The organism is Metabacillus mesotrionivorans (assembly GCF_052171315.1).
In the GTDB taxonomy this organism is placed as follows: Bacteria; Bacillota; Bacilli; order Bacillales; family Bacillaceae; genus Bacillus_P.
Genome location: NZ_JBQMFF010000005.1, coordinates 33,479 through 52,080, shown reverse-complemented (window position 1 = coordinate 52,080; position 18,602 = coordinate 33,479). Strand labels below are relative to the sequence as shown.

16 protein-coding genes, 1 tRNA gene and 2 pseudogenes are annotated in these 18,602 nt (G+C 45.7%); 5 read left to right on the top strand and 14 right to left on the bottom strand.

Features of this window, described 5'->3' with window-relative positions; translation table 11 throughout:
• Nucleotides 1-189 precede the first annotated feature (189 nt).
• The 4 genes and pseudogenes from ACTSEZ_RS14510 to ACTSEZ_RS14495 all read left to right on the top strand — a co-directional run bounded on the left by ACTSEZ_RS14510 (nucleotide 190) and on the right by ACTSEZ_RS14495 (nucleotide 2,277).
• Nucleotides 190-1,152: a bile acid:sodium symporter family protein gene (locus ACTSEZ_RS14510; protein WP_369734886.1), complete on the top strand. Its 963-nt coding sequence runs from the start codon at nucleotides 190-192 to the stop codon at nucleotides 1,150-1,152.
• 115 nt (nucleotides 1,153-1,267) lie between these two features.
• Entirely contained in the window at nucleotides 1,268-1,411 is a 144-nt protein-coding gene (locus ACTSEZ_RS14505; RefSeq protein ID WP_369735145.1) for a hypothetical protein, read from the top strand.
• Nucleotides 1,398-1,490 (top strand): annotated as a pseudogene (locus ACTSEZ_RS14500) (6-phospho-3-hexuloisomerase); the annotation flags it as partial. The gene ACTSEZ_RS14505 and the pseudogene ACTSEZ_RS14500, both read left to right, overlap by 14 nt.
• Before the next feature lie 70 nt (nucleotides 1,491-1,560).
• Nucleotides 1,561-2,277, top strand: a complete 717-nt coding sequence (locus ACTSEZ_RS14495) for a 3-ketoacyl-ACP reductase (RefSeq protein WP_029282993.1) — start codon at nucleotides 1,561-1,563, stop codon at nucleotides 2,275-2,277.
• Between the two features lie 189 nt (nucleotides 2,278-2,466).
• On the opposite strand, the gene ACTSEZ_RS14490 is transcribed toward ACTSEZ_RS14495, so the two are convergent.
• Genes ACTSEZ_RS14490 through ACTSEZ_RS14480 form a run of 3 tightly spaced genes read right to left on the bottom strand, consistent with a single transcriptional unit; the run spans nucleotide 2,467 to nucleotide 6,177 of the window.
• A complete protein-coding gene (locus ACTSEZ_RS14490) occupies nucleotides 2,467-3,627 on the bottom strand; it encodes a Ger(x)C family spore germination protein (protein ID WP_369734884.1) in 1,161 nt (386 codons plus the stop codon).
• Nucleotides 3,627-5,084 (bottom strand): spore germination protein, encoded by a 1,458-nt coding sequence (locus ACTSEZ_RS14485; RefSeq protein ID WP_369734883.1) that lies wholly within the window; start codon nucleotides 5,082-5,084, stop codon nucleotides 3,627-3,629. Before ACTSEZ_RS14485 ends, ACTSEZ_RS14490 begins: the two co-directional genes overlap by 1 nt.
• On the bottom strand, nucleotides 5,050-6,177 hold the full coding sequence (locus ACTSEZ_RS14480; protein WP_369734881.1) for a GerAB/ArcD/ProY family transporter: 1,128 nt from the start codon (nucleotides 6,175-6,177) through the stop codon (nucleotides 5,050-5,052). The genes ACTSEZ_RS14485 and ACTSEZ_RS14480 overlap by 35 nt, the downstream gene beginning before the upstream one ends.
• Nucleotides 6,178-6,503: 326 nt before the next feature.
• On the opposite strand from ACTSEZ_RS14480, the pseudogene ACTSEZ_RS14475 reads away from it, so the two are divergent.
• Nucleotides 6,504-6,944 (top strand): annotated as a pseudogene (locus tag ACTSEZ_RS14475) (ferritin-like domain-containing protein); the annotation flags it as partial.
• Between the two features lie 139 nt (nucleotides 6,945-7,083).
• Here the strand turns inward: ACTSEZ_RS14475 and rlmH are convergent.
• From rlmH to ACTSEZ_RS14420, 11 genes are all read right to left on the bottom strand, one after another.
• Nucleotides 7,084-7,563: a 23S rRNA (pseudouridine(1915)-N(3))-methyltransferase RlmH gene (rlmH, locus tag ACTSEZ_RS14470; RefSeq protein WP_369734880.1), complete on the bottom strand. Its 480-nt coding sequence runs from the start codon at nucleotides 7,561-7,563 to the stop codon at nucleotides 7,084-7,086.
• Between the two features lie 82 nt (nucleotides 7,564-7,645).
• Nucleotides 7,646-7,801, bottom strand: coding sequence for a CxxH/CxxC protein (locus tag ACTSEZ_RS14465; protein WP_070878890.1), 156 nt, complete (start codon nucleotides 7,799-7,801; stop codon nucleotides 7,646-7,648).
• Between the two features lie 52 nt (nucleotides 7,802-7,853).
• Entirely contained in the window at nucleotides 7,854-9,071 is a 1,218-nt protein-coding gene (locus tag ACTSEZ_RS14460) for a S1C family serine protease (protein ID WP_369734879.1), read from the bottom strand.
• Between the two features lie 117 nt (nucleotides 9,072-9,188).
• Nucleotides 9,189-9,983 (bottom strand): exodeoxyribonuclease YycJ, encoded by a 795-nt coding sequence (gene yycJ / locus ACTSEZ_RS14455; RefSeq protein WP_369734878.1) that lies wholly within the window; start codon nucleotides 9,981-9,983, stop codon nucleotides 9,189-9,191.
• 5 nt (nucleotides 9,984-9,988) lie between these two features.
• Nucleotides 9,989-10,795, bottom strand: a complete 807-nt coding sequence (locus ACTSEZ_RS14450; protein WP_369734877.1) for a two-component system regulatory protein YycI — start codon at nucleotides 10,793-10,795, stop codon at nucleotides 9,989-9,991.
• Nucleotides 10,782-12,122 (bottom strand): YycH family regulatory protein, encoded by a 1,341-nt coding sequence (locus ACTSEZ_RS14445; protein ID WP_369734875.1) that lies wholly within the window; start codon nucleotides 12,120-12,122, stop codon nucleotides 10,782-10,784. The genes ACTSEZ_RS14450 and ACTSEZ_RS14445 overlap by 14 nt, the downstream gene beginning before the upstream one ends.
• Entirely contained in the window at nucleotides 12,112-13,956 is a 1,845-nt protein-coding gene (gene walK, locus ACTSEZ_RS14440; RefSeq protein WP_369734873.1) for a cell wall metabolism sensor histidine kinase WalK, read from the bottom strand. Before walK ends, ACTSEZ_RS14445 begins: the two co-directional genes overlap by 11 nt.
• Before the next feature lie 5 nt (nucleotides 13,957-13,961).
• Nucleotides 13,962-14,666 (bottom strand): response regulator YycF, encoded by a 705-nt coding sequence (gene yycF / locus ACTSEZ_RS14435; protein ID WP_369734871.1) that lies wholly within the window; start codon nucleotides 14,664-14,666, stop codon nucleotides 13,962-13,964.
• A 214-nt stretch (nucleotides 14,667-14,880) separates the two neighbouring features.
• Nucleotides 14,881-16,329, bottom strand: coding sequence for a peptidoglycan DD-metalloendopeptidase family protein (locus ACTSEZ_RS14430; protein ID WP_369734870.1), 1,449 nt, complete (start codon nucleotides 16,327-16,329; stop codon nucleotides 14,881-14,883).
• Nucleotides 16,330-16,744: 415 nt separating this feature from the next.
• A tRNA-Phe gene (locus ACTSEZ_RS14425) sits at nucleotides 16,745-16,817 on the bottom strand.
• A gap of 127 nt (nucleotides 16,818-16,944) precedes the next feature.
• A complete protein-coding gene (locus ACTSEZ_RS14420; RefSeq protein ID WP_029282960.1) occupies nucleotides 16,945-18,231 on the bottom strand; it encodes an adenylosuccinate synthase in 1,287 nt (428 codons plus the stop codon).
• Nucleotides 18,232-18,602 lie beyond the last annotated feature (371 nt).

The window sequence follows — 18,602 nt, the reverse complement described above, 5'->3', positions numbered from 1 at the left end:
CAGAATTATAGTTAAAAAGGACTACTTTTTCGACATATTACGAGATGAATTGATAAATTATTTAATAGATCACAGACTGCCCTTGCAGTAGAACGTTTTTTTACTATTTACTTTTCTAAAAAAACGAAATATTGAAATTTTTTAAAAGGTGTTATACAATCTCACAAACAGTGAATGAGGATGTGGGGAATGAAAACGTTAGAAAGGTTTAGTCAGTTTGTATCAAGTACCTTTGCTTATTGGGTCATTTTGTTTGCGGTCGTAGCTTTTATACTGCCGGCAGGATTCACGTGGATTGTTCCGTTTATTAACCCGCTACTCGGAATCATTATGTTTGGTATGGGTTTGACTTTGTCAGCAAGCGATTTTAAAGGCGTGGTAAAACGGCCATTTGAGGTTATGGCAGTTGTAGTGGCACAGTTCTTAATCATGCCGCTGCTTGCTTTTGTTTTGGCAAAAGGGCTGCAATTGCCTCCAGAAGTAGCTGTGGGTGTGATTCTTGTAGGCTGCTGTCCTGGCGGAACGTCCTCTAACGTCATGACCTTCCTGGCTAAAGGTGATGTTCCCTTATCAGTAACGGCTACAGCAATAACAACAGTACTCGCACCGATCGTGACACCTGCACTCATTCTATTGTTCGCGAGCGAATGGATTGAAGTCAGCCCCGTCTCCCTATTTATCTCGATCGTGAATGTCGTCATCATCCCAATAGCTTTGGGACTGCTAGTGAAACGATTCTTCAACAGACAGGCCCAAGCGAGCGTAAAAGTATTGCCCCTGGTCTCAGCTGTGGCTATTATAGCCATCGTAGCAGCTGTCGTATCCAACAGTCAGGAACAGATTGCACAGACCGGACTGGCGATCTTCGGTGTCGTGGTGCTGCATAATGTACTTGGCTATCTACTCGGATTCGCCTTCGCTAAACTTCTGCGAATGGATCTGTCCAAAGTCAAAACCACTTCCATTGAAGTGGGCATGCAAAACTCCGGATTAGGTGCTCAGCTTGCAACCGCTCACTTCTCCCCGCTGGCAGCTGTACCAAGCGCGATCTTTAGTGTCTGGCATAATATTTCAGGTTCTATTTTGGCTAATATCTTAGCGAGGATGGGAACTGTTGAGGAAGAGGGAGTTCCTAAGCAGGAGGTATCGTAATGAAATCAGCCATTCTCCTATTGGAGGATGGCTAGTTCCTTTAAAACCAGTTCCCTGTCATCTCAAATAAAATGCTACAATATATTCCATATAACCCCAAAGAGGTGGCACTGATTTGATCATATACGAAGCAACAAAGACTGAATTCATATCGGATGTGCCGAACGAGCTTCTTGTTGAACGTCATTATGAGTCATACCAAAAGAAGATTGGCCGGGAAGCAACGGGACGGTTCTCGTGCTTCCTTATTTTTTTATAATACGTTGATCTTGCGGTATATAGAGAAAAAAGGATTGGATACCGATAAAATGTACAGCAAACATGCCAATTTGGAATAGATATGATAACCTCTTAAGCAGAGATAACTTTTTGTCTCTGCCTTATTTTCTTTACTGGGAGTGAATCGTTATGGCTTCAATAAAAGGAAAAGCAGCATTAATTACAGGAGCAGGAAGAGGCATCGGGAGATCAACTGCCATCGCTTTGGCTAAAGAAGGCGTAAACCTTGGGCTGCTGGGACTGAACCCGGACAACCTTGAAAAAGTGAAAACCGAATTACAGGAATACGATATCAAGGTTTCAATCGCATCTGGTGACGTTGCTGACCTCGAATCCGTCACACAGGCTGTCGAGCACATAAAATCCGAACTTGGATCCATCGACATTCTCATCAACAATGCAGGAATTGCTCAATTCGGCGGTTTTCTAGAGTTATCACCCGAAGAATGGGAAAAAATAATACGTGTAAATGTAATGGGCGTCTACAATGTCACACGTGCTGTTCTCCCTGAAATGATCGAAAGAAAAACAGGCGATATCGTGAATATCTCATCCTCTGCCGGTCAAAAAGGAGCACCTGTCACCAGCGCCTACAGCGCGTCAAAATTCGCAGTATTAGGGTTGACTGAATCCTTAATGCTGGAAGTACGCAAACACAATATCCGTGTGACAGCACTAACTCCAAGCACAGTAGCCACTGATTTAGCCTATGATGCCAACCTGATCAATGGAGATCCGGAAAGGGTCATGCATCCAGAGGATCTGGCTGAACTCCTTGTTTCCGGATTAAAACTAAACCGCAGAGTATTCGTAAAAACAGCAGGGTTATGGTCGACGAATCCATAAAATAGGTATATTAAATAAAGGATAGATGAACAGAGTATTTCTGTTTTGATCTATCCTTTATCTATTTATCCTTCTATCATGCCAATGTCACCTTTGAACTGAAACAGCATACACAGCCTTTACGGATCTGTATCAATTCTGTTATTGATTTTCTTTCTAAAAGACACGGCGCTTCATTCGCTGTGATTCTTATAAACCCCCATCTATACCCCGGTTAAATTTATAGCTGTTGAAATGCAGAATTTGCACGTTGACTTTCACCTCTGTAAGAGATTCCTGATCAAGATAAAAGGTGTGGTTTTCCTTTAATTTTTGAAACTGCTTCGGGTGCTTTCTGTACCATTTCCCTCCTGCATTCAGGATATCAAGCTCGTTTTCCACCCCCTCATAGTAGATGGATTCAACCTTTGCTTTGATATCTTCTTCTACCTGCTTTTTCAATGAATTCAATGTGAGGTTCTTTTGTATTTTTTCCAGGAGATCCGCACTGACGGAAATTTCTATGGAAAACTTCGGTTTTTCTGCCGTTTCATCATACTTGATTTTCATCTTCGGCTCCCCAAGCTTGACTGCAGCTGCAAGCTTACCCGCCTTTTCGACCCTCTGATCGATAGATATTCCTTTTTCCGTCAGCCAATTAATAATGACTGCATGCTCCAGAGGAATGTCTTTCTTATACTCCTGGTGCTGAAAAGCGGAAAATCCATCGAGGTACAAGACTGGATAGTCCTGATTGGCCTTCCAGCTGCTTTTATCAATTTTTACAGTTGGAATTTTTGCCGTTCCCATGGGTTCATAATAGTCCCGCAGGAAATTCATCATGGTATTAGCTTTTAATTCATTCTCTGCCATCTGACTGATTTTCGCCCTGAAAAGAACGGTGTAGATAGCAGGATAGTTGAAAAGAGCCGGCAGATTGAAGACATCCTCGACTTTCTCTTCTGTTGTAAATACTTTCATGGTCGGCCGCAGGGAACGGTTTCTCCCGACTTCTTCAAGCACTTCACTGGACTTGCTCTGAATGAGACGGTTCGTTAACAACAGAGTATTGACATGTCCGAAGTAAAGGGGCGGTTCGGCTTTCCCGTAGAGCTTGCTTACTGCTATATTCAGGGTTTCTCCTCTTGCCGTAGCGATAAAAATCGGGACAGGATCCACCGATTTCGCACCCTCCTGCTTGGCGACATTGGCAAAATTCAGCCCTTGGAGATAGACGACATATTCATCCTCTGCCTCATCAAAGTCCATCCCGATTGCCACAATATAGGTAAGATCCTGGATATTCTTTACCCCTGAACACCCTGTAAGAAATAGGACACAGCTTAATATGAGTATTTTCACCTTGCCCATTATGACTGGTCTCCCCTTGTGGAATCATTTGGACTGGTGGAGGAGGTTCGTGATTTATAAAATTGGATCGGCGCCCTGAAAAATGATTTAATGCCCTCTTTTAAACTGATAGGAGCCAGTGAACCGAAGTATGGCGTGCCAAAGGACGTCAGGGTAGAAAAATAAAAGACAGTTAAAATAAAGCCCAGCACTACACCGAACAATCCCAGGAAGGTACTAAGAAAGATGGCGCCGAATCTGATGATGGTGATGGCGGAACTAAGCGATTGATTCACCAGTGTAAAGGAGGAAATATAGGTGATCGCCGCAACGACAAGCATAGTCGGCGAGGTCAGGCCTGCCCTGATTGCAGCATCCCCCACAATCAAGCCCCCAAGAACGGCAACGGTCTGTCCGATTGCGCGCGGCAGACGCACTCCTGCTTCATTGAACAGTTCAAACAGAAAAAGAATGACAAACATTTCAACGGGTGCGGATAAAGGCAGTCCGAACCTTGAGACAGAGATGGTAGCCACAAGTAGATAGGGGATCTGCTCAATGTTAAAGGCCGAGAACGCAATCCAGATGCTTGGCAGAAAGCCGGATACCGTAATGCCAATGACCCTGATAATTCTCTCCAGTGACACATAAGCATAGTTGATATACGTGTCTTCAGGAGATTTCGTCTGCAGCAGCAAATTGATCGGCGCATAGGAGACTGTAGGATTCCCATCGACCAAAAGGGCAAATCTGCCCTGGTTCATTGACTGTACGATAAAATCCGGCCTCCCCGTATAGTCCATAGTAGGAAAGACGGAATAAGGCGTATCCCGGATGGCGGATTCTAATTCATAAATACTTGTTAGAAGATCCAAATCTACTCCATTCAATCGTTTACGAACTTCAGCGAGAACGTTTGGATCAATGACATCATCCAGGTACATGAGGGCCACTTTTGTATTGCTTCTTTTTCCGATTGTAAACTTCTCAAGGCAAAGGGAAGTTGTATTAAGCCTTCTTCTGATTAAGGAGATGTTCGTTCTGATATCCTCTACAAACCCATCCTTCGGGCCTCTGATGGATGTTTCCAGTGACGATTCCTCCGGCTGGCGTTTCGGGAAGTCTCCTGCCTGGATGCTTAAAAGCTTCTCTTCAATCAGAAACAGCACATTCCCTTCAAAAAGCAGCTGAGACAGTTCTTCTGCCGACTGACAGGTAACATCCTCCGCCTGAAATCGCGCCTTGATCGTCTTCTCTACCGTTCCTTCATGAACTCCTCCAAGCTTCGGCAGGATCGATTGATTCATAAAATGGCTGTCAATTAAGGTATCCAGATAAATGAGCTCTAAGCTGCCGATCTCCGTTTCGTGCTGCTTCCAGACAAGATCCTGACTTTTCGAGAATTTCCCCTTAAGCCCCGCTGCTTTCTGTGCCACGCTTTCCTCATCCTGAGGAGTCGATCCTTGTATCATTGCCATGCTTTTCATCCCTTTTTTTGATTACAAATATGAGTAGCGCTGATAGTAGTATCTGGATAAAAAAGAATGCCATGCATGCCGGCAAAAAGTATTGAAAAATGACTTGAGAAAACGTATACGTGTCCACATCAATCATGATTGCGGCAAATAAGAGCAGATACATGATGATAACAAGCTTGGCATTCAGCCTGTAATGGTGTTTTTTCTTTGCAAAAAAAGCACCAAGCAAATACATGAACAAGCCGATGCGAATGACAGCTCCGCTCAGCCACTGATACAAAGCAAAAAAATCAAGATGGGAAATGTATTCCCCAATTTTCAGAATCCGCCATTGTTCATAGGCGGGATAGCGGAAGTTGACCGCTTCCGTTGGCCCAAATTCCATAATGGCGGCAGTAAGAGGACCGAGAATCAAGCCAATCAGAATGATCAGAAGCACAAGCAGCTGGCCAAACTTAATCCTTGCCTGGGAGAAGGGCTGCAGGAGGATGACAAGATAAATTTCAAGCAGACCTGACAGGGTGTAGATTCCCCCTTTTATCAAAGGCTCATAGCCATCTGCAAGCAAAGGAAACAAAAGCTGCGGGTCCTTCAGGCTGGTGTTTGTAATGGCGATGAAAATGCCAAAAAGCATCACAAGCGGGAGAAGAAAGCCGCTTGAAATCGCCATCGATCTTATTCCAGCCCAAGTAACGGCACAACAGACAATAATGAGCATGATATTAATCAATAGTAATGAAGCATCTGCGAGAAAATAAGCGTTCAGCCATAAAACAAGATCTTTAAATGTTAAATACGAACTGCAAAACAAAAAAAGAACGACGGGAAGCGATAAAATGGCGGAGAACACCTTGCCGAACCGGTTCCTGACCATGCTGAAAAAACCTTCATCCGGACAATTCTTAACAATGTAGGAAATAAGCCATAAAAACAATAAGGCCACCGGACAGCACAAAAGAACACTCAACCAGCTGTCCCTTCCTGAAGCGGTAAGCAGATTCGGGATGAGAATCACGTGATTAAGCAGACCAGTGGATAGAATAAGGAGCGTAAACAGCTGTCTCGGTATAAGGATTTTCGTTAGACTTTGCATAGGCATCTCCAGGCTGTATAGATTTACCTTTTTATGGTTGCCGGTGAGGTGGTTTATTATGTAAAAAAGAAGGACCAAGAACGCTGGGTGGGTTCTTGGTCCTTCTTTTTAAGTCATGATTTTCGAATAAACCTTACATACATGTCCTGTTTTAAATCAGTTATAAAATCATACGATGTCCTTACACCATACTGATGAGAAAACATATGCTAAACCTAAAAATGACAACAGGGAGGGAATTGCTCACCGTGTATGTATATTACAGAAATCCATTCTATTATGCTCCCGCCGGGACAGCTCATATGGCAGGTCATGCAAATCTTTATAGACAAATCGAAAATTACGGTGCTAAAGGAGCATTAAATGCAGCAACGCTGTCTTTTCCTCAAATGCTGACTTACGCCCTTCAGGACGAATATCTGGCTCAGGCAAGATACAACAATATCCTAGGAACATTTGGATATATCCCTACATTTGCACGAATCAAAGAATCAGAACTGAGACACATAAGCGCATTACTTCCACTCTTTGAACGCTATCAGGTACCTTTACCTGAAGATACATCACAGTCATTCGTGACAACTCCCCCAAACATTAAAGCAGCCTATGCAGCCGGAGTTCAAGGGGAAATCGACAATATCGGCATGTACAACAGATTCTTGACGTTCAATATCCCAAGTGATGCGAGATTGGTTTTTACTCAATTGCGTGACGCTTCACTTAATCATTTAGCTGCTTTTGAGAGAGGGGTTGGGAGGGGGTATTAAGGACCTACCTATTATCTTTAAGAGTTTATATGGGCCTTCCATAGTCAGACTAACTATTAATAAAGTTTAACATCAAGAGAGTGCATTCTTCAGAAGAAGTACACTCTCTTGGTGTTGTCGTTTCTAATTGTTACTCCTATTATTTATGATACGGCTCCCCCCGATTTATCCGAAAAGCCCTATAAACCTGCTCCACCAAAATCAGCCTCATCAACTGATGCGGGAACGTCATTTTCGAAAACGACAGGGTATCATTCGCCCTCTTCAAAACCTCATCGCTCAATCCTAATGATCCTCCAATAACAAACGCCACTTTGCTCTTTCCATATGTAGCAAGCCGGTCCAGATCAGCTGCAAGCTCCTCAGATGATTTCATTTTCCCTTTGATTGCCAGCGCAATGACATGGGTGTCATCGGAAATTTTTGAAAGGAGGCGTTCGCCTTCTTTTTGCTTGACCATTTCCATTTCGGATTCGCTGAGGTTTTCGGGTGCTTTTTCGTCCGGGAGTTCGATGATGTCGACTTTGGCGTATGGTGTGAGACGTTTGAGGAATTCGTCGATTCCTTGTTTCAGGTATTTTTCTTTTAGCTTGCCGATTGTGCAAATTGTGATGTTCACAGGCTATCCCCACTTTGATTCAAATTACCAACAGATGTTATCCACATTTGTGTACAACTTATCCACATTTAGTGTGCGAATATTAGTTCCCCACTATATATACAGCAGGGTTTGTGCACAATTCACAGGTTGTGGATAACTTGTTGATTTCTCTGATTTTTTCGATTTCTGGAGCGATTTCGTGCTCGTCTACGTACATATCTATCGCTAATTCAATGTGTTCTTCGCAGCATTTCATGTTTACTACTCCTTTATCAACAGATTGACTAACAAGAAAAAACAGGAGAAGTTTACCCCTCCTGTTCTTCTCCGAGCTTTAGCTTCACTGATTCCTGTTTTCCTTCACGGTAGTAGGTGATGTCGATCGTTTCCCCGACTGACCGTTTGTAGAGCTGCTTGCGCAGGTCGATGATGTCTTTGATTTCCTGTCCGTCAAATTCGGTGATGACGTCCATTTCCTTAAGTCCTGCCTGGCCTGCAGGGGAGACCGGGTTCACGCTCATGACGACGACGCCTGATAATACTTTGTCAGGCAGTTTGAGCGTCTGTTCCCAGTGGTAGCTTGAGACTTCGTTTAAGGATCTCATGCCGATTCCAAGGAACGGGCGTCTGACTTCGCCGTATTTCTCCAAGTCTTGGATGATTGGAGCAGCAAGATTGATCGGGATTGCCAGACCAATTCCTTCTACCGCTGATTCGGCGATTTTCATGGAGTTGATGCCGATGAGCTTGCCGTCGATGTTGACGAGCGCTCCGCCGCTGTTGCCGGGGTTGATGGCTGCGTCTGTCTGGAGAACTTCCGCGTTCCAGTCGACTTCTCCGTCCTGGTTCGAGTCGACCGGAATGGCGCGCTCTGTGCCGGAGATGATGCCCTGTGTGACAGAGCCCGAGAACTGGAGGCCAAGAGGGTTTCCAATGGCGATGACCGGTTCTCCAGGCTTCACATTGTCGGAGTTGGCAAATTCGGCTACCTGCTCGACGGCTTTGCTTTCGGATCTTAGAACAGCAAGGTCCATAAGCTCGTCGCTGCCGAGTACCTCAGCAGGGATCCGGGTGCCGTCGCTCAGGCTGAGCTCGATTTGCGTGGCTCCCTCAATGACGTGGTAGTTCGTGACGATGAAGGCACTTCCGCCTTCTTTTTTGTAGATGACACCAGATCCGGTTCCGGCTTCGCCTTTTTCATTCCAGAATCCCGCTTCCTGGATGTTGACGACCCCAACAACCGCTTTTGATACGCTGTCTACAGCTTTTGTGACCGCCGTGCTCACATCTACTGAGATGTTCCGGGACGGAACGGTCGAGTTCGGTGTCTCGTCCTCTGTTTCTTCCTCGTCCCCGCCGAGTGCGAGGTCGTACGGAAGGATGTTCATGTTGGCAAGGATCGGAACGGAAAAAAGGACGAGCAGGCCGCCAAGGATGGCGCCGAGCAGGCCGGGCAGAAATTTGCCGCCGCGGTTGCCTTTTTGCTTCCGGTTGTAGTGTTCATAGTCCTGATCATAGTACCCCATTGGTTATCCCACCCATCTTTTATGTAGCGCGAAAGCTCCTTTTTAGCAGGAGCTTTTGCAGGACGTTATATAGATTCAGTATACCCAATGATCTTCAAAAAAACTCCATTTGCTGTGCTAAACGAGCACAAGGGGGGTGGGGGTTTTCGGGTCTGTGTCGTAAAGGTCGAACTGCTCTCCCGGCATATAGCCTTTGCCCTCAAGCGTCTGCTGGACGGACATGCGGGCGAGCTCTTTCATATTGTTGTCTTTACTGAGATGGGCAAGGTAGATGCGTTTTGTGTTGTCGCCGATGACATCGGTCATGGCAAGCGCCGCGTCTTCGTTTGAAACGTGGCCGACATCGCTCAGGATCCGGCGTTTGACGCTCCACGGATAGTGGCCCATACGCAGCATGTCCACATCATGGTTGCTTTCAAACACGAAGGCATCCGCATTGTGGATGATGCCTTTCATTCTGTCGCTGACATATCCGGTGTCCGTGATCAGGGCGAGCTTTTTCCCTTCGTGGTGGAAGGTATAGAACATCGGCTCTGCCGCATCATGGGACACGCCGAAAGATTCGACGTCGATTCCGCCGAACGATTGAACAGTCCCGGTCTGAAAGATGAATTTCTGGTCGGTATGAATCGCTCCGATCAGGCCTTCCATCGCCTGCCAAGTTTTTTCGTTGGCGTAGACAGGCAGATTGTACTTTCGTGCCAGGATGCCGAGTCCTTTGATGTGGTCGCTGTGCTCATGGGTAACGAGTATCCCGGACAGCTTATTGATTTTTCTTCCGATCTGCTGAAACAGGGCTTCCATCTGCTTGCCGCTGAATCCGGCATCAACTAGCAGAGAGTGCTTGTCTGTTTCGACATATGTTGCATTTCCCGTGCTTCCGCTTGCGAGAACACTGAACTGCAGACTCATTGCGTTCACTCCAATTTTTCATTAGAACGGATGACCTGTCCTTCTAATGCATTTACGTAATAATCCTCCGAATCATTGACGACGATGTGCCAGGTCGGGGCGAGGATCTGTTCGCCCGAGAGCGGGAACGGCGTATAATATCCGAACTGAACCTCTGTCACCGTGCTGTTCGGTTTTAAGTCATTCTTGTTGTACAGGGCCTCAAGCGCCTTAATGGCAGGGAGGGTGTCCTGCTTGCCTTCAAGGTCCTGGATGTTTTCAAGCAGCGTCTGCTCATAGCTGACGAGCTGATTTTTATCATTCAAAAACAGGGTCAGCATCCCGATTTTCTGGTCGGCTGACAGGTCCTGAAACACAAGCCGGTCATTGTAGGTCTGGATGTAGATGATCGTGTTTTTCACGTTGTCCGTTTTCCAGAAGGCATATTGGTCGCCCGAGAGAATGTTTTCTCTTACAATCTGATTAAGCTTGCTTTGTGTGTTTGTTTCAGGCAGGGTGAAGGGCTTTTCAAATTCCGCCCGCAGGGACGTAATTTTGTCCTCGAGATTCAGTACGTCCTGAGCAGGGAGGGACTCTAGTTCTTCCTTTGTAAACACCTTGCTTTCAGCCGTAATGTAGGCGCCGGTTTCATTGCCTTCGGGGAGCTTCTTGTACGTAATGCCCTCTGCCGCAAGCTGCTCCTCGATCAGCGGCTCTTTAATAACATCATACCGGCTGTTGGTGATGACGATATTGAAATATTGAATGGCTAAGAAGGTGTTTAGGACAAGGAAAGCCAGAATGAAAATGGTTTTCGTTTTACTCCAGTCCATCGCTGTTCCCTCCAAGCGTTTCGGTATGCAGTTTCACGTATTGGCCGCCCGTTGTTTCAGCGTACCAGTACGGTTTGATGGCAACAATTCTCGGCTCTGCCGTTGCCGACATTTCATAAGCAGGGAAGACCCGCTTCACTTTATCAGGTTCGATGCTTTTTTTCTGCTTAAGCTCGCTGACAATTTCTTTGCTTGAAAGCATGTCGACAGCGCTTGGGCTGTAGCCTGAATTCAGTCGGTAGAGCGGTCTTGAGTAGGTGGCGATTTCATTATCTCCCCAGCGCATCGCGATCTCTGTCGGGCCGAATGTTTTTGAATTGTTTTCAAAAACGGGAATGGAATCGATCATCAGCCGGAATGAGACGAGCTGGCTGTCGGGATTCATGCTGTAGAAGTGGTACTCATCCGTCCATCCGCCGTGATCGTTCAAAAACTCGATGCTCTGTTTCATCGCTTTTCCCCGTTCAATAAACATGCTCGGGTCAATGGTCGGGTTCACAAACCGCAGACGCTCCTGGCTCGGGTAGATCGTTAAAAGACTCGTTCCGTCCGTATAAACGTTCTGTGTCGGCTTCATTTCCCGGCGGACGTAATCGGGATTTGTAAAGAGCGCCCGCTTGAATGCTTCGCCATTGACGGAGTTGATGATATATTCGATTTCATCCAGAGCAATCCGGCCCTCAGGAAGCAGCAGTCGATTGTCTTCAGAAATCACCTCTGGCACGAAGCGGTCAAGGTTTTCCCGCTTTTCAATCACAGACGCAATGATGCCTTTGGCGTTCTCATTGCTGATGGAAGCTTCATAAACAAGTCTTTGCTCCATTGAAATAAACAGGATTTTTTGGAACGACCCGCTTTTTCCGCTTGGAAGGACAATCCGGTCAAACGATGAGTAGATCGTCTTTTGGGACTTGTATTGAAAAATAGACTGAAAGAGTTCAAACGGGACTTTGTCGCTGAAGAGAAACTCAATCTTTCTCGATTCGCTTTTCCCTGTCAGCCACTCATCCAGCTCATCTGCCGTGTATTTGCCGGATACATTTTTCACTTCGCCCATATTCCAGTTTTTCAGCTGATTCCAGACAAAGTCGATCCGTTCCGGCCGGTAGGTGCCGTAATGCTCCGCTTTGTCATGAACCATCATCTGATAGGGACGGATGACGTCCTCCGGCTCATGCTTCACGTTGCTGATCGGCTCGTTCTCAAGGTACTGGCTGCTGTCGATGAAATCGTAGTTCGGCTTAAACGTCCAAAGGTTGTAGGTGAAAAACACACTTCCGCAGACGAGCAGCACCAATATAACGGTTTTTATATTTTCACGATTCATCCCACTCATCCTCTTGATCCCTTGTAAATGGAAGGGTAAACAGGATCGTCGTCCCTTTGCCTTCCACGCTTTCCGCCCAGATTTCACCGTCATGGGCCCCGATCATTTCTTTTGCGATGGCAAGCCCCAGTCCAGTGCCGCCAAGCTTTCTCGTTCTTGCTTTATCCACGCGGTAAAACCGCTCAAAAATCTTATGCTCTGTTCCTTTTGGGATGCCCATCCCCTGGTCGGTGACGCTGATCTGGAGCATGTCATCCATGATTTCTGTCTTAAAGGTAATCAGTCCGCCCTCTGGAGAATATTTCAGGGCGTTGGAAATAATGTTGTCGAGCACCTGTGTAATTTTATCAGGATCAATATCGACATAGAGCTTTTCTTCCGGCAGGTCGCGAAGAAAGGAGACATGCTGCTCTTTCGTCATTTCAAACCTGTCGATAATCTGATTGAAAAAAGCTGTGAAGTTGACCCATTCTTTATTGATGCGGTAATCCTTGCTGTCGAGCTTTGACAGCTGCAGAAGATCGTTGACAAGGCGGATCATCCGCTCGGTTTCATTTTGCGTTACATTTAAAAACTGCGGGGCAATGTCCCTGTCTTCCCACGCGCCGTCAGCAAGTGCTTCCAGGTAGCTGCGCATCGTCGTAAGCGGCGTCCGGAGCTCATGTGACACGTTCGCAACAAATTCGCGGCGCTCCTCATCAATTTTCTCCTGCTCCGTAATATCGTAGATCACGGCGATCAGACCGGTGATGCGCTTTTGCTCCTGCTGAATCGTCGAAAAGTTGACCTTCAGGATGTACGGTTTGTCCTCTGTGCTTGCATCAAGGATCAGAGAGTCCTGCTGGTCAATTAAACTATCAAACGTATATTCATCGTCAATGCCGAGAACCTTTGTAATCGGAACATCAAGCACCGTTTCACGTGAAACGTTCAGCATTTCTATCGCTGGACTGTTCACGAGAATCACATCGCCTGCGCGGTTAGTCGCAATAACGCCGTCTGTCATATGGGCAATCACGGATGCAAGCTTCTTTCGCTCGCCTTCTGTAGATGCCTGGGCTTCTTCAAGCTTGTCTGTCAGGTTGTTAAACGTCACCGCCAGCTGGCCAATTTCATCCTCACCGTAAACGCGGACTTTTCGAGAGAAGTTCCCCTTCGCAAGCTCCAAAGCCTGCTTTCGCATATCGGACATCGGTCTTGTAATCGTTCTTGCAAGAAAGACCCCGAGAAGTGCCGTAATTGCCAAGGAAATACCGGTTCCGGTCGCGAGAATACCGTTGATGACGCGCATTTGGGAAAAGACTTCTTCCATTGATGCGACCAGATAGAGGGCGCCAATCGTTTCCTGATTAATGTTTTTAATCGGTGTGGATGAAATTTTCACGCGCCTGCTTGTTGGTTTATCTATATAGACTTTTTCATCCGGCTTTTCAAAGACGAGGGTACGTTTGACGAGCACTTCCGTCGTCCGCTTGCCGATAATGTCGCTGTTATTCGGATCTGATGTCGCAATAACGCGGCTGTTTTTATCAATGACACGGATTTCCTGGATTTCATCTTTCGCGAAATCCTTTAGTATGGCGGTGATGTCTTCTTCAAGAGTGGGGAGGGTTCCGGTCGGATCCTCTGTCCTCTCCTTGGACATTTCCTGCTCGATGCTGTAGTTGATGAAATTGATCCGCTGCGTGATCGATGTGTTGAAATTTTCGGTGAGGGACCGTTCAAGCTGTTGAACGAAATAAACACCGATAATCTGCATGGCAATCATGATCAGCAGGACATAGACCATGACGAATTTGAAGTGGATGGATCTGAAAAAACCGACTTTGTTCATGAATCCTACTCCTGTTCAGGGTTACGCAGGTAGTACCCGACACCTCGTCTTGTCACAATCCATGTTGGATGACTCGGGTTGTCTTCGATTTTTTCCCGAAGTCTGCGGACTGTTACATCGACTGTGCGCACATCTCCGAAATAGTCATAGCCCCATACGGTCTGAAGAAGATGCTCGCGGGTCATGACCTGGCCGATGTGCTTCGCCAAATAATGAAGCAGTTCGAACTCGCGGTGTGTCAGCTCGATTGTTTCACCGCGTTTAGACACTACATAAGCATCAGGGTGAATCGTGAGGGAACCGATTTCGATTTCGTTTTTATCTGACTGCTGCTCTGGAGGCAGCGCCTGAAGTCTTCTTAAGTTTGCTTTGACGCGTGCAAGCAGTTCTCTTGTGCTGAAAGGCTTCGTCACATAGTCATCCGCTCCAAGCTCAAGTCCAAGCACTTTATCAATTTCCGAGTCTTTTGCCGTCAGCATGATAATCGGAATTTCATATTTTTTGCGGACCTCGCGGCAGACTTCCATTCCGTCTTTGTTCGGAAGCATAATATCTAATAGGATTAAGTCAGGCTGTACTTCTTCGACCATTTCAAGCGCTTCGTTTCCATCATAAGCGCAATAAACGTCGTAGCCCTCTTTTTTTAAGTTAAACTGCAGAATATCTGCAATCGGCTTTTCATCATCGACAACTAAGATTTTCTTTTCCACGGCCAATCGCCCCTTTTATATAAGGTGTTACGTTCTCTCTTCTTAATTTACCACTTATGACAGGCAGATTCATCTTTTCAGGCAGTTTCTTTTTAGGATATCCCAAACTCTGTCAGGCAAATCAGCGGTAAAAAGACAAAAACCCGGCGCAGTGCCGAGTCATAAATACAAGTCCGATGTGAAAAATGAGGAAAACCTCAGGCAGGGCCCAAGGTTATCTCTTTAAATACTTCAATGGATCTTTCAGTTTTCCGTTCTCATAGACTTCAAAGTGAAGGTGAACGCCAGTTGAGCGGCCGGTAGAACCCATGACACCGATTTTCTGTCCCTGAGACACTGTATCGCCAACCGATACAGAGATTGAATCAAGGTGGGCATAAACCGTCTTCATGCCATTTCCATGATCAATTTCGACTTTATTTCCGTATGCGCCATCATTGCCTGCAGAGATAATCTTGCCGTTGTCTGCCGCTTTGATTGTGCGGTCACTCGGACGGGCAATGTCGATTCCTTTGTGCATCTTGCCCCAGCGCGTTCCAAGCTTGCTTGAAACATATCCGCCGACAGCCGGCCACTGAAGAGAGCCGTTTCCGCGTGAAGGAACCACTTTTGTGCCTTTTACGATGATTTCTTTTACCGGTTCAGCAAGCGTTTCTTCTTTTGTCGTTTCACGTTTTACTTCTTTGCCGTTTTCCTTGTGAACAACATAGTTAAGAAGCTTCTGTCCGTCTTTTCCTTCTTGCTTCGTTTTTTTGTCGCCTTTAAACATGGAAGAATCTTCAACCACTTCTGTTTCATAGGCAATGGCTTCTTTTTTTGAAACCTCTTCTTTTACTAGGACATTTGTAAAAGGCTTGTAGTCTTTTACGTTCAGTTCTTCACCAGGCTTGATCACATTTTCATCTGAGAGACCCGGATTAAGAGCAAGCAGTTCTTCAACAGATAGCTTGTATTCAGAAGCGACCTTTGAAAGGACATCTTCATCTTTTACTTTGTGTGTTTTCTCTTCGAGCGTGCCTTTTGCAAGAAGCTTTACGCCTTCCTGTGCCGTCAGCATCTCTTCAGGAGAAATTTTTTCCTCTGAAATTGAAACTTTTCCCGAGAATGAAACGTCTAGTATACGAGATTCATTTTCTTTTAATGGCTGAAGCGGCTGTGGGGACTGCTTCATTTTCTCGGCCTGTTCTACCTGTTCAGCCGGAACGTACTTGGCTTTGTAAGCTTTTAGAACTCTCTCTGCTTCATCTTTGTTCTTGAAGTAGCCGACAGTCTGATTATCTATTTTAAGTAAAGCTGCGTCTGCTGCTACATTAAGCTCTTCTTTAAGCTTGGCAAGAGTTTCCTCGTTGCTTGCAGCAGGACGGAACATTTGCTCAGGGATTACTTCCATCTCTTCAACCGTTAATTGATAATCTTTATACTCTTTTTTGGCCTCTTCAATCTTTTGCTTTGAAAGGTCATCAATTAACTGCTGACTGTCTACCGTTCCTATTCTTTCGCCGTCCAGATAAATATGGTAAACGGTCTCAAGATTTTCCTCTGCAGAAGCATTCATGCCGAATGTCATGGCGCCTGCAAAAGTCAGACCGAATAATGCCTTCTTTATAGTGCTGTTTGTATGCTTCACGTTGTTTCCAACGAATCCAGTTATGCGCTTAAACACGATACAATTTCCTCCCAATTGACCACTGATCAGTACTTTATCTATCATCTATATAAGCCTATAGTGCTATGTTTGCGGATTTCTTTTTTAGCCACTCTACTAACCTACCATATTATCAGACTATTACCTAGCCATTTTCAAAAATGTAACATTTCTGTATTATTGATGTCATATTTTAGATTTTGATGTAAAAATTTGCACTTTTATGTAACGGTTATGCGACTATAGGCATAACAAAAAAGACATGCATCCGATTAAGGATCATGTCTTTTTTGTCGTGTTCGTATCGGTGTCCAGCTCCAGCACCCAACTCCTCTGCCAGAACAAACTGCCCCAAAAAGTCAAACCCGGACTTTTCGGTTCAGTTCTTATCTGGCTTTCGGAGCTAAACGGGTGCTTCCGCTTTTCGATGTAGTGGCTTGGGACGGAATCGAACCGCCGACACAAGGATTTTCAGTCCTTTGCTCTACCGACTGAGCTACCAAGCCGAAGTATGTATGGATCAGCGATTATCTGCCGACCTAAATTATTATAGTTCAATAACAGCTCAAACACAAGACTATTTTAAAAATAATTAAAAAATCGAAAGGGACGGATCCCTTTCGATTCAATGGCTTAGCTGTATACGCTTCTTACAACGTTTGTCTGCGTTCTGTCAGGACCGACAGAGAAGACGGAAAGCGGAATGCCAGTAAGCTGCGATACGCGCTCGATGTAGTTGCGTGCGTTCTGCGGAAGTTCTCCGAGGTCGCGTACGCCTGTGATGTCTTCTGTCCAGCCTGGAAGCTCTTCGTATACCGGCTCGCATTCAGCAAGGACTTTAAGGCTTGCAGGGAATGATTCCATGATTTCGCCTTTGTATTTGTATGCTGTACAGATTTTCAGTGTTTCAATGCCTGTCAGAACGTCAATTGAGTTAAGGGACAGGTCTGTGATTCCGCTGACGCGGCGTGCGTGGCGGACAACGACGCTGTCAAACCAGCCGACACGGCGCGCGCGGCCTGTTGTTGTTCCGTACTCGCGTCCGACTTCACGGATCTGGTGGCCGATTTCGTTATCAAGTTCTGTCGGGAACGGACCGTCTCCAACACGTGTTGTGTAGGCTTTGGATACGCCGACAACGTGGTTGATTTTCGTCGGGCCGACGCCTGAACCGATCGTTACGCCGCCTGCAACAGGGTTTGATGATGTAACAAACGGATATGTTCCCTGGTCGATATCAAGCATAACGCCCTGTGCACCTTCAAACAGCACGCGTCTGCCGCCGTCAAGAGCATCGTTCAGTACAACGGCTGTATCGCAGACGTATTGTTTGAACTGCTGGCCGTACTCATAGTACTCATCAAGAATTTCTTCCATTGTGAAGCCTTCTGTTTCATAGTACTTTTCAAGCATGCGGTTCTTTTCTTCAAGGTTGCGTGCAAGCTTTTCTTCAAATGCTTCACGGTCAAGGAGGTCAGCAATACGGATGCCGACACGCGCTGCTTTGTCCATATAAGCAGGTCCGATTCCTTTTTTTGTTGTGCCGATTTTGTTCGCGCCTTTGCGCTCTTCTTCTACTTCATCAAGTTTAAGGTGGTAAGGCAGAATAACGTGTGCGCGGTTGCTGATGCGCAGGTTGTCCGTGCTGACACCGCGGTCGTGAAGATATTTAAGCTCCGTCATAAGAGCTTTAGGATCAACGACCATTCCATTGCCGATTACACAGGTCTTATCACTGTAGAAGATACCTGATGGAATTAAGTGCAGCTTATATGTTTCACCGTTGAATTTAATTGTATGTCCGGCGTTGTTTCCGCCTTGATAACGGGCAATGACCTCCGCATTTTCGGAAAGGAAATCGGTAATTTTGCCTTTTCCTTCATCTCCCCATTGTGTACCAACTACTACTACTGAAGACATTAATGTGCACCTCCGGTTATTTAAAACACGTTCTAGTTTCGCTCAATCAAACAAGCTAATTCTACCAGTTGAACAAGAGAAAGTCAACGAAAAGACGAACATTAATAAGATTTCAAATTCTTTTCGTTCGTAATATATCGGGATTTTGAGTATTTTAGTTTATCTTTTTATTGGTTAACCGCTGATTTGGGGTTTCATTCTGTTAGGGCAAGATATGCCGCTGTCCTACCAGTTCCTTTCCGCTCCACTGGAGTTAAACAACTTAAAAACGAAGCGTGAGAGTGATACAGGCCGTTTACTTGCCACCACATGTGTAATACTTGCCAGAATAACGCTTTTACTAGAAAAAGCCGATCCGTTATTTGCCGCAA